The organism is Streptomyces sulfonofaciens (assembly GCF_014656295.1).
In the GTDB taxonomy this organism is placed as follows: Bacteria; Actinomycetota; Actinomycetes; order Streptomycetales; family Streptomycetaceae; genus Streptomyces; species Streptomyces sulfonofaciens.
In genome coordinates, this window is record NZ_BNCD01000007.1 from 100,687 (window position 1) to 112,849 (window position 12,163).

Annotated in this window: 6 protein-coding genes; 4 read left to right on the forward strand and 2 right to left on the reverse strand. The window is 72.0% G+C overall.

All coding sequences use genetic code 11. The features are described 5' to 3' along the window. The first annotated feature begins 10 nt into the window (after window positions 1-10). The 4 genes from nuoL (at window position 11) to recQ (ending at window position 7,630) form a co-directional block, all read left to right on the forward strand. A complete protein-coding gene (gene nuoL, locus IE313_RS13765; RefSeq protein WP_189931778.1) occupies window positions 11-1,957 on the forward strand; it encodes an NADH-quinone oxidoreductase subunit L in 1,947 nt (648 codons plus the stop codon). Window positions 1,958-1,962: 5 nt separating this feature from the next. Next, window positions 1,963-3,534, forward strand: coding sequence for an NADH-quinone oxidoreductase subunit M (locus IE313_RS13770; RefSeq protein ID WP_189931780.1), 1,572 nt, complete (start codon window positions 1,963-1,965; stop codon window positions 3,532-3,534). Next, complete coding sequence (gene nuoN / locus IE313_RS13775) at window positions 3,531-5,180, forward strand: NADH-quinone oxidoreductase subunit NuoN (RefSeq protein WP_189931781.1); 1,650 nt, start codon at window positions 3,531-3,533, stop codon at window positions 5,178-5,180. Before IE313_RS13770 ends, nuoN begins: the two co-directional genes overlap by 4 nt. A gap of 281 nt (window positions 5,181-5,461) precedes the next feature. Continuing rightward, window positions 5,462-7,630, forward strand: a complete 2,169-nt coding sequence (recQ, locus tag IE313_RS13780) for a DNA helicase RecQ (RefSeq protein ID WP_229924626.1) — start codon at window positions 5,462-5,464, stop codon at window positions 7,628-7,630. Between the two features lie 426 nt (window positions 7,631-8,056). On the opposite strand, the gene IE313_RS13785 is transcribed toward recQ, so the two are convergent. Further along, entirely contained in the window at window positions 8,057-10,900 is a 2,844-nt protein-coding gene (locus IE313_RS13785; RefSeq protein WP_189931783.1) for a fumarate reductase/succinate dehydrogenase flavoprotein subunit, read from the reverse strand. 54 nt (window positions 10,901-10,954) lie between these two features. Continuing rightward, a complete protein-coding gene (locus IE313_RS13790) occupies window positions 10,955-11,782 on the reverse strand; it encodes an ABC transporter ATP-binding protein (protein WP_189932155.1) in 828 nt (275 codons plus the stop codon). Between the last annotated feature and the right edge of the window lie 381 nt (window positions 11,783-12,163).

Here is a 12,163-nt window from a genome sequence, read left to right on the forward strand (position 1 = left end):
TCGCTGAATCGTGCAGAACCTGATTGCGCTGCTCGTCGCGGCGCCACTGCTAGGAGCGGCCGTCCTGCTCTGCGGCGGCCGCAGGCTGGACAGGTCCGGTCATCTGATCGGCACGCTGCTGGCCGCCGTCTCGTTCGTCATCGGAGTGGTGCTCTTCTCCGACCTGCTGGGCAGGGGCGCGGACGACCGCACCCTGAACCAGCACCTGTTCAGTTGGGTGCCGGTGGGCGGCTTCCGGGCCGACATCGCCTTCCAGCTCGACCAGTTGTCGATGACGTTCGTCCTGCTGATCTCGGGTGTGGGCACCCTGATCCACATCTACTCGATCGGGTACATGGAGCACGACGAGCGGCGCCGCCGCTTCTTCGGCTATCTGAACCTGTTCCTCGCGGCCATGCTGCTGCTGGTCCTCGCCGACAACTACCTGCTGCTGTACGTCGGCTGGGAGGGCGTGGGCCTCGCCTCGTACCTGCTGATCGGCTTCTGGCAGCACAAGCCCAGCGCCGCCACCGCCGCGAAGAAGGCGTTCCTGGTCAACCGCGTCGGTGACCTGGGCCTGTCGATCGCCATCATGCTGATGTTCACCACCTTCGGCACCTTCGCCTTCGGCCCGGTGCTGCACTCGGTCGGGGACGCCGGCGAGGGCAGGCTCACGGCCATCGGCCTGATGCTGCTGCTCGCCGCGTGCGGCAAGTCGGCCCAGGTGCCGCTTCAGTCCTGGCTCGGGGACGCGATGGAGGGCCCCACCCCGGTCTCCGCGCTGATCCACGCGGCCACGATGGTGACCGCCGGCGTCTACCTGATCACCCGGTCCGGCGCTCTCTTCAACGCCGCTCCCACCGCACAGCTCGCGGTCACCGTGGTCGGTGCGGTCACGCTCCTGTTCGGTGCGATCGTCGGTTGCGCCAAGGACGACATCAAGAAGGCGCTGGCCGGTTCGACGATGTCCCAGATCGGCTACATGGTGCTGGCCGCCGGGCTCGGTCCGATCGGCTACGTCTTCGCGATCATGCACCTGGTGACGCACGGCTTCTTCAAGGCCGGGCTGTTCCTCGGCGCCGGCTCCGTGATGCACGGCATGAACGACGAGGTCGACATGCGCAGGTACGGCGGCCTGCGCAAGCACATGCCGGTCACCTTCGTCACGTTCGGACTGGGCTACCTCGCCATCATCGGCTTCCCGGGCCTGTCGGGGTTCTTCTCCAAGGACAAGATCATCGAGGCCGCCTTCGCCAAGGGCGGCACGGAGGGCTGGGTGCTCGGCGGCGCCGCGCTGCTGGGCGCGGCCATCACCGCGTACTACATGACCCGCGTGATGATCATGACCTTCTTCGGCGCCGAGCGCTGGCGCAACGCCGCCACCACCTCGCCGGACGAGCCCAGCGCGGAGCCCGCCGCGGAGCACCGCGGGGAGCACGCGGAGCCGCACCCGCACGAGTCGCCCAGGTCGATGACGATCCCCATGATCGTGCTGGCCTTCGGGTCGGTCTTCGCAGGCGCCTTCTTCGGCATCGGCGACCGCTTCCTGCGCTGGCTGGAGCCCGTCACCGGGCACCAGGAGGGCAACTCGCCGGTCGGCGCGGCCACGGTGACCATCGCCACGATGGTCCTGCTGGTGGTCGGCGCCGGCATCGCCTACCTCCAGTACGGGCGCCGCCCGGTCCCGGCCGTCGCCCCGCGCGGTTCGCTGCTCACCCGGGCGGCCCGCCGCGACCTCCTCCAGGACGACTTCAACCACGTGGTGCTGGTGCGCGGCGGTGAGCACCTCACCCGCTCGCTGGTCTACGTCGACCACACCCTGGTCGACGGGGTCGTCAACGGCACGGCGGCCTCGTTCGGCGGCCTCTCCGGCCGACTGCGCAGACTGCAGAACGGCTACGCCCGCAGTTACGCGGTCTCCATGTTCGGCGGCGCGGCGCTCATCGTGGCCGCGACCCTGCTGATGAGGGCGGTCTGATACCGATGTCCTTTCCTCTGCTGACAGCGACGGCGGCCCTCCCGGCCGTCGGGGCGGTGGCCACGGCCGCCGTGCCGGCCGCCAAGCGGACCGCCGCCAAGTGGCTCGCGCTGCTTGTCTCGCTCGCCACACTGGTGCTGGCCGGACTCGTGCTGGCCCGCTTCGAGCCGGGCGGCGACCGGTACCAGCTCACCGAGTCGCACTCCTGGATCAAGGCGTTCGGGGTGCGGTACGAACTCGGCGTGGACGGCATCGCGGTGGCGCTGCTCGCGCTCACCGCCCTGCTGATCCCGTTCGTGATCCTCGCCGGCTGGCACGACGCCGACCCCCTGGAGACCAACAGCTCGCGCTGGCGGCCGACCCAGGGCTTCTTCGCGCTGATCCTGGCCGTCGAGGCGATGGTGATCCTCTCGTTCGAGGCCACCGACGTCTTCCTCTTCTACATCCTCTTCGAAGCCATGCTCATCCCGATGTACTTCCTCATCGGCGGCTTCGGAGACCGCGCGCACGCGGGCAGCGACGAGAAGGCCGCGGCCCAGCGCTCGTACGCGGCGGTCAAGTTCCTGCTGTACAACCTGGTCGGCGGCCTGATCATGCTGGCCGCCGTGATCGGGCTCTACGTGGTCGCCGGGAACTTCTCCCTCCAGGAGATCGCCCAGGCCCGGGCCGACGGATCGCTGTCCATGGCGACCGGCACGGAGCGCTGGCTCTTCCTCGGCTTCTTCTTCGCGTTCGCGGTGAAGGCGCCGCTGTGGCCGCTGCACACCTGGCTGCCGAACGCCATGGGGGAGGCCACCGCCCCGGTCGCCGTGCTGATCACGGCGGTGGTGGACAAGGTGGGCACCTTCGCGATGCTCCGCTTCTGCCTCCAGCTCTTCCCCGGCGCCAGCCGCTGGGCCACCCCGGTGATCATGGTCCTGGCGCTGATCAGCATCGTCTACGGCGCACTGCTCGCGGTCGGCCAGCGGGACATCAAGCGCCTGGTGGCGTACGCGTCGATCTCGCACTTCGGCTTCATCATCCTGGGCATCTTCGCGATGACCAGCCAGGGCCAGTCCGGCGCCACGCTCTACATGGTCAACCACGGCATCTCCACCGCCGCGCTGATGCTGGTCGCAGGCTTCCTGATCTCCCGCCGCGGCTCGCGGCTCATCGCGGACTACGGGGGCGTCCAGAAGGTCGCCCCGGTGCTCGCGGGCACCTTCCTGGTGGGCGGTCTCGCGACCCTCTCGCTGCCCGGACTCGCGCCCTTCATCAGCGAGTTCCTGGTCCTGGTCGGGACGTTCACGCGCTATCCGGTGCTCGGCGTCATCGCCACCTTCGGCATCGTGCTCGCCGCGCTCTACACCCTCGTCCTCTACCAGCGCACGATGACGGGCCCGGTCAAGGCGGAGGTGTCCGCCATGCCCGACCTGAAGGTGCGCGAGCTCGTGGTCGTCGCCCCGCTGATCGCCCTGCTGATCTTCCTGGGCGTCTATCCGAAGCCGCTGACGAACATCGTCAACCCGGCCGTTCAGCACACCATGTCCGACGTCCAGAAGAAGGACCCCAAGCCCGCGGTGGAGGCGGCCCAGTGAGCCCAACAGCCGTCCACAGCCTGTGGACAACGGCGGCCGATCCGATCTCGAAGATCGACGCGCCGAAAATCGAGTACGGGCAACTGTCGCCCACGCTGATCGTCATCTCGGCGGCGATCGTCGGCGTGCTCGTCGAGGCGTTCGTGCCGCGCAGGTCGCGCTACTACGCCCAGGTGTTCGTCTCCGTCGTCGCCCTGGCCGCCGCGTTCGCCGCGGTCGTCGGCCTCGCGGCCGGCGGGTACGCCACCACGAAGGGCCACATCGCGGCCATGGGCGCGGTCGCCGTCGACGGTCCTGCGCTGTTCCTGCAGGGCGTCATCCTGCTGACCGGCCTGGTGGCGGTGTTCACCTTCGCCGAGCGGCGCCTCGACCCCGAGGCGCACGGGAACCGCGTCGACTCGTTCGCCGCGCAGGCCGCGTCCGTACCGGGCAGCGACAGCGAGAGGGCTGCCGTCAAGGCGGGCTTCACCACCACCGAGGTCTTCCCGCTGGCCCTCTTCGCGATCGGCGGCATGCTGGTCTTCCCGGCGGCGAACGACCTCCTGACGCTGTTCGTGGCCCTGGAGGTCTTCTCCCTGCCGCTCTACCTCCTGTGCGCCCTGGCCCGCCGCAAGCGGATCATGTCCCAGGAGGCCGCCGTCAAGTACTTCCTGCTCGGCGCCTTCGCCTCCGCGTTCACGCTGTTCGGCATCGCGCTGCTGTACGGGTACGCGGGCTCGGTGTCGTACGCGACGATCGCCCAGGTCGTCGACGGCAGCGTGCGCACCGTCGACCCGGCGCTCGCCAACACCATGGGCAACGACGCGCTGCTGCTGATCGGCGGCGCGATGGTGGTGATGGGCCTGCTGTTCAAGGTCGGTGCGGTGCCCTTCCACATGTGGACGCCGGACGTCTACCAGGGCGCGCCCACCCCCGTCACCGGTTTCATGGCGGCGGCCACCAAGGTCGCGGCCTTCGGGGCGCTGCTGCGGCTGCTGTACGTGGTCCTGCCGGGGCTGCGCTGGGACTGGCGGCCGGTGATGTGGGCCGTCGCGATCGTCACCATGCTCGGCGGTGCGATCGTCGCGATCACGCAGACCGACATCAAGCGGCTGCTCGCCTACTCGTCGATCGCGCACGCCGGCTTCATCCTCGCCGGTGTGATCGCGATGAACCCCGACGGCATCTCCTCGGTGCTGTTCTACCTGGCCGCGTACTCCTTCGTGACACTGGGCGCGTTCGCCGTCGTCACCCTGGTGCGCGACGCGGGCGGCGAGGCCACGCACCTGTCCAAGTGGGCCGGGCTCGGTCGGCGTTCGCCGCTGGTGGCGGCCGTCTTCGCGGTGTTCCTGCTGGCCTTCGCGGGCATTCCGCTGACGTCCGGCTTCGCCGGGAAGTTCGCCGTGTTCAAGGCGGCGGCGGAGGGCGGGGCAACGCCGCTGGTCGTCATCGGTGTGATCTCGTCGGCGATCGCCGCCTTCTTCTACATCCGGGTGATCGTGCTGATGTTCTTCAGCGAGCCGAGGCCGGAGGGGCCGACGGTCGCCGTGCCGTCGCCGCTCACGTCCACCGCCATCGCGCTCGGTGTCGCCGTGACCCTGGTGCTGGGCCTCGCCCCGCAGTACTTCCTGGACCTGGCGGGCCAGGCGGGGGTCTTCGTGCGCTGACACGGCCGCGCCGTGCACACGGCGGGTGCCCGACCGGTGGGCCCGGTCCCTGCGGGGGCCGGGCCCACCGTGCTGTGAGGCCGACGCGATGTCCGGCGCGCCGGGCCTGACGGGGGGCGCGCGGCGCTGCTGCGGGCGCTGGGAACTGCCGCCGGGGCCCGCCCGGCCTGTGGATAACTCGGGTGGTCTCCGCGCGGCCCCCTATCGTGGCTGTGTGGTCGGCGCGCGACGAGCGGGACACGGGGCAGGTGCGGTGACACGGCAAGGACGGGGGACCGGCGATGCAGGCGATGGGCGGGACGGACGTGGCGATCGAAGAGGACGACAGGGGCGCGGTGCGGACGGCACCGGGCGCGGTACCCGCGGGCGATGCGGCCGTGGGCGATGCGGGCGCGGCCGCGGGGCCCGTGCCGGGCGCGCCGGGACCGTCCGAGAGCGCGGCGCTGGCGACCCTGCACCGCGTCTTCGGCTACGACTCCTTCCGCGGTGAGCAGGAAGCCGTCATCGAGCACGTGGTCGCGGGCGGCGACGCGGTCGTCCTGATGCCCACCGGCGGCGGCAAGTCGCTCTGCTACCAGATCCCGGCCCTGGTCAGGCCGGGTACGGGCGTGGTCGTCTCGCCGCTGATCGCGTTGATGCAGGACCAGGTCGACGCCCTGCGCGCGCTCGGCGTGCGGGCCGGCTTCATCAACTCGACGCAGGACTTCGACGAGCGGCGCATGGTCGAGGCCGAGTTCGTGGCCGGCGAACTCGACCTGATCTACCTGGCCCCCGAGCGGCTTCGGCTGGACGCCACCCTCGACCTGCTGTCCCGCGCCAAGATCTCCGTCTTCGCCATCGACGAGGCGCACTGCGTCTCCCAGTGGGGCCATGATTTCCGGCCCGACTACCTGGCCCTGTCGCTGCTGGGCGAGCGCTGGCCCGACGTCCCCAGGATCGCGCTCACGGCCACCGCCACCCGCGCCACCCACCAGGAGATCACCCAGCGCCTCGGCATGCCGGGCGCCCGGCACTTCGAGGCCAGCTTCGACCGGCCCAACATCCAGTACCGGATCGTCCCGAAGGCCGACCCCAAGAAGCAACTGCTGTCCTTCCTGCGCGAGGAGCACCCGGGCGACGCGGGCATCGTGTACTGCCTCTCGCGCAGCAGCGTCGAGAAGACCGCGGAGTTCCTCGTCCGCAACGGCATCGAGGCCGTGCCCTACCACGCGGGCCTCGACGCCGCCACGCGTGCCACCCACCAGTCCCGCTTCCTGCGCGAGGAGGGCCTGGTCGTGGTGGCGACCATCGCCTTCGGCATGGGCATCGACAAGCCGGACGTCCGCTTCGTGGCCCACCTCGACCTCCCCAAGTCCGTCGAGGGCTACTACCAGGAGACGGGCCGCGCCGGCCGGGACGGCCTGCCGTCCACCGCCTGGATGGCCTACGGCCTGCAGGACGTCGTCCAGCAGCGCAAGCTGATCCAGTCCGGCGAGGGCGACGAGGCATTCCAACGGCGCGCCGCCGCCCACCTCGACGCGATGCTCGCCCTGTGCGAGACGGTCCAGTGCCGCCGCGCCCAGTTGCTCGTCTACTTCGGCCAGGACCCGCAGAAGCCCTCGTGCGGCAACTGCGACACCTGCCTCGCCCCGCCCGAGACCTGGGACGGCACGGTGGCGGCACAGAAGGTGCTCTCGGCGATCGTGCGGTTGCAGCGCGAGCGCCGGCAGAAGTTCGGCGCCGGGCAGATCGTCGACATCCTGCTCGGCCGCCGGACGGCCAAGGTCATCCAGTTCGACCACGACCAGCTCTCCGTGTTCGGCATCGGAGAGGATCTGACCGAGGCAGAGTGGCGCGGTGCCATACGGCAGTTGCTGGCCCAGGGCCTCCTCGCGGTCGAGGGCGAGTACGGCACCCTGGTACTGACCGACACCAGTGCCTCGGTGCTGCGGCGCGAGCGCGAGGTGCCGCTGCGCAAGGAGCAGAAGCGGCCGGCCGTGGCACGTGCGGGCGGGGCCGCGCGTGGCGAGAAGGGCGCGAAGCGCGGGAAGGCTGCCGTCGACCTGCCCGAGGCGTCCGTGCCGCTCTTCGAGGCTCTGCGTGCCTGGCGCGCCGGCCAGGCCCGCGAGCAGGGTGTGCCCGCCTATGTGATCTTCCATGACGCCACCCTCCGTGAGATCGCCGCGCTCCGACCGGCCTCGATCGCGGAGCTGGGCACCATCAGCGGCATCGGCGAGAAGAAGCTGGTGACCTATGGGGAGGGCGTCCTGAAAGTGGTGGCCGCCGAGTCGGGCGCGGAGCAGGACACCGTCTCCGGTGCCGGTGCCGGTGCCGGTGCCGGTGCCGGTGCCGGTGCCGGTGGTGCTGGTGCTGGTGCGTCTGCCGGTGCCTTCGCCGGGCAGGAGGAGGACGGTTTCGAATGGCCGCAGGAGGCTCCTGACGAGCCGTTCGACGAGATAGCGGAGGGCTGAGGACCCGGCGGCCGCTGCCGCGGCGCGCCCCCGGCCCACTGGGAGGTGTGCTTGCGGCCCGCCGGGGCTCGCGGCGCGCTGGGGCGCTCGTGGGTCCTCCGCCCTGGTGGAGGACCGGGCCGGAGCGGCTCTGGGCACCGGCGGGGGAGGCGCGGTTCGCCTTGGCCCGGTGCGTGCGGGCAGGCGTACGGGGGCGGTGGGGACCGGGGCGGCCCGGTCCCAGGGCGGGGGCGCAGGTAGGTGGTGGCGTGGGCCCCTCCGACGGACGCCGCGGCGGCAGGTGGTGCTTCCGTCTCTGTGGTGGGTCCGTTCCGGTAATCGCTCCGTTACTGCACGCCTCCGTTGCCGCGCTGGCTCCGGCCCGGCGCTGGCTCTTCCTGCGCTGGCTTCGTTCCTGCGCTGGCTCCCTTTCGGTGGTGGCTCCGTTCAGGCGGTCGCTCGGGACGCGAAGGTGCGGACGTCTGCGTCGGGGTCCGTCACGGCGGTGGCGAGCGCCGCGCGTGCCTGGGCCGCGGCGGGGGCGCCGGCCCCGGAAGCGTGCCGCAGCAGGGCGAGCACGGCGGCCTTGCGGACGTCGGCGTTGGTGTCGCCGAGAGCCTTGGCCAGCGCCGGGACGGCCTCCTCGTCGGGTGCGGACCCGAGGGCGGTGGCCGCACCCCTGCGCACCTGCCAGGCCGGGTCGGCCAGGGCGTCGACGGCCGCCGCGGCCGTCTCCCGGGAGCAGCCGGCCGCGGCCAGGCCCTCGAAGGCGGCGCCGCGGACCAGCGCGTCGGAGTCCCGGGTGAGCCGACCGAGAGCGGCGGCGGGTGCCGGCTCGGCCCGGGCGGTGGAGGAAGCGAGCGTGGCGAGGGCCTTCGCCGTGGCGACACGGACCTCGCGGGAGGGATCGGAGACGGCATGGGTGAGGGATTCCGACGCGTCGACGGAGACCAGCGCCCGGACGGCCGCGATGCGCACCGCTACGTCCGGGTCGTCGAGGGCGCCCGCGTACCGGGCGGCCTCGCCGAGGCGCAGCGCCCGCAGCACGTCCAGGGCGGCGGCGCGGACCAGCGGATCGTCCGTGGTGAGCGCATCCACCAGGGGCGCGCGCAGTGCGGGCTCGGGCGGCAGCGTCTCGACGAGTTCGCGCAGCGAGGCTGCCGCCGCGGCGCGTACGCCCGCGTCCGGGTCGGTGAGAGCGGCGGCCAGCGCGGGACCCGTACCGTCCGGTGCGGTCTCGGTGAGCGCGGCGACGGCGGCCCGCCGTACGGCGGGGTCGGGGTCGGCCAGGTAGGGCCGCAGCCGGGGCAGTTCCGGCTCCTGCTCGGCGAGCGCGACGACCTCGAGCAGCCGGGCGGGAACGCCGGCCGCCGCATCCGCCGCCCGGTACTCTCCGGTGCCAGGCCGGTGCTCTCCGGTGCCCGCCTGGTCCTCTCCCGCGCCCGCCAGGGCGCCCTCCACCGGGTGCTCCGGAGCCGCGACCGCGGACGCGGGCGTGGCGGGAGTGCGGGAGACCGGGGCCGCCTCGCGGGTACCGGCGATGGCCACGCTCTCCGGCAGCACCTCACCCAGCGCGCGCAAGGGCCCGCCGACCGGTGCGAAACCCTCGACGGGCACCAGGTAGGGCGCCACGGGCCGGGCGGTGAAGCGCATCGTGCCGGAAGGCGACTTGTACAGGTCGAGGTGGTGGAACCACCCGGTGTCGTCACGGCGCGGGTGGTCCGTGCGCTCGTGGTACAGCCCCCAGCGCGACTCGGTGCGGGCGAGCGAGGCACGCGCGGCCATCTCGGCGCAGTCACGGATGAAGGTGACCTCGGCGCACCGCATCAGCTCGTGCGGCGTCCGGGCGCCCATCGCCGCGACGTCGGCCCGCATCCGTTCGAACGCCTCCAGGGCCAGCGAGAGCCGCGCACCGGACTTGGGCGGCGCCACGTAGTCGTTCACGAAACGGCGCAGCTTGTACTCGACCTGCGGCTGCGGCGGCCCGTCCGCGTTGCGCAGCGGGCGGTAGATCAGCTCGTGCGCCTCGGCAAGCTGGTCCTGCGGCAGCTCGCCCCGGTGGGCGCGGTACTGCGCGGCGTCCTCGCCCGCCAGATCCCCGAAGACGAAGGCGCCGATCATGTAGTTGTGCGGGACGCAGGCCAGGTCCCCGGCGGCGTACAGCCGCGGCACGGTGGTGCGGGCCCGGTCGTCCACGCGGACGCCGGAGGCGGAGTGCCCGCCGCACAGCCCGATCTCGGAGATGTGCATCTCGATGTCGTGGCTGCGGTAGTCGTGGCCGCGGTTCGTGTGGAACGTGCCCCGGGTGGGTCGCTCCGTGCTGTGCAGGATGGACTCCAGGGCCGCGATGGACTCCTCCGGCAGATGGCTGAGCTTCAGGTAGACGGGCCCGCGGTCCGAGGCGACCTCCGCGGCGAACTCGGCCATCATCTGGCCCGACCAGTAGTCGGACTCGACGAACCGCTCGCCGTGCCGGTTGACCTGGTACCCCCCGAAGGGGTTGGCGACGTAGGCGCAGGCGGGACCGTTGTAGTCCTTGATCAGCGGGTTGATCTGGAAGCACTCGATGCCGGTGAGCTCGGCACCGGCGTGGTAGGCCATGGCGTAGCCGTCGCCGGCGTTGGTCGGGTTCTCGTAGGTCCCGTAGAGGTAGCCGCTGGCCGGCAGTCCGAGCCGGCCGCAGGCGCCGGTGGCCAGGACCACCGCACCCGCCCGGACCGCGACGAAGGCTCCGGTACGGGTGTGGAGGGCGGCGGCGCCCACCGCCCGGCCGTCCGCGGTGAGCACCCGGACGGGCATCAGGCGGTTCTCGATCCGGATCCGCTCCCGCATCTCGCGCCTGCGCAACTGCCGGTACAGCACCTTCTTGACGTCCTTGCCCTCCGGCATCGGCAGCACGTAGGAGCCGGACCTGTGCACCTGGCGGACGGCGTACTCGCCGTGCTCGTCCTTCTCGAACTTGACGCCGTACGACTCCAGCCGCTTCACCATGGCGAAGCCGCGGGTTGCGGTCTGGCGGAGGGTCGACTGGTCGACGATGCCGTCGTTGGCGCGGGTGATCTCGGCGACGTAGGCGTCGGGTTCCGCCCGGCCGGGGATGACCGCGTTGTTGACGCCGTCCATGCCCATGGCCAGCGCGCCCGAGTGCCGCACGTGCGCCTTTTCCAGCAGGAGTACCTGGGCACCCTGCTCGGCCGCGGTGAGCGCGGCCATGGTGCCGGCGGTGCCGCCGCCGATGACGAGGACGTCGCAGGAGAGTTCCTCGGCGTGACCGAGGGCGGGGATCTCCACGAAAGCCGCCTTTCCGGAGGATGCTGCTGGGTACGGGGGCCGGGGGGCCGGGACTCAGGGGCGCAGGGACTCGAAGATCTCGCGACGGAGCGCGACGGTGGCAGGGGCGCCGTGCGCGGACCGTTCGCGCGGGTGTGGCACCGCGCGGACGGAGTGGATCCGGCCGGCGCGCACGAGGGCCACGCGATCGCCGAGGAACAGCGCCTCGTCGACGTCGTGCGTGACGAAGACCACGGTCGCGCCGGTGCCCTGCCACACGTCGACGAGGAGTTGCTGCATGCCTGCCCTGGTCTGGGCGTCGAGCGCCCCGAAGGGCTCGTCCATGAGGACGGCGCGGGGCTGCCCAGCGAGCGCGCGGGCCAGTTGCACCCGCTGCCGCTGCCCGCCGGAGACCCGGTGCGGCAGGTGCCTCCCGTGTCCGGAGAGTCCGACGCGGTCCAGCCATGCCTCGGCCCATGCCCGGCGCTCCGGCCGGGGCACCCTGCGGATGGCCAGGGGGAGTTCGACGTTGCCGCGCAGGGTGCGCCAGGGCAGCAGCGCGTCTTCCTGGAAGACCAGCGCGCGGTCCGCATCCGGTCCGGTGATCGGCCGCCCGTCCTGTGCCGCCTCGCCCAGGAGCGGGGGCAGCAGTCCGGCGAGGGTGCGCAGCAGTGTCGACTTCCCGCAGCCGGACGGTCCGACGACGGTGAGGATGTCTCCGGCCGGGATGTCGATGTCGGCGTGCTCGATCACGGGGTGGCCGGGGTGGCCGAGGCAGGCGTCCCGCAGCGCGAGGGTCGCGCCGCTTCCTGTCCTTCCTGTCCCTCTGCTACTTCCGGTACTTCTGATACCTCCGGCCCTACTCTCTCCTCCTTCCCCGCCCTCTCTTCCTGCCCCTTCCATCCTTTCTTCCCCTTCTGTACCTGCCCCCTCTGTCCTTCCGTCGTGGTCATGGCCGTGGTCACGGTCACCGTGGCTGTGGCTGTGGCCGTCGCCGTCACCACGGGCGCGGGCCGGGTGGGTGTCAGCCGGGTGGGTGTCGGATTCGGCGGGGAGGGCGCCGGGCTCGGCCGGTTGGGCGCCGCCCGGGGCCTGGGCGGTATGACCTGCCGCCGTGGCGCCGGAGGGCTCCGCGTCCCGCGCGCTCGTGTCAGACGAGGTGGTCATGGGACACCTCCTGGGCCTGCGGTTCCCGAGGCTCCTGCGGTTGCCGTGATTGCTGTGATAGCTGTGCTTCCTGTGTTCCCTGCGGCTCGTGCGGTTTTGTCGCAGCCGGCGCCGGAG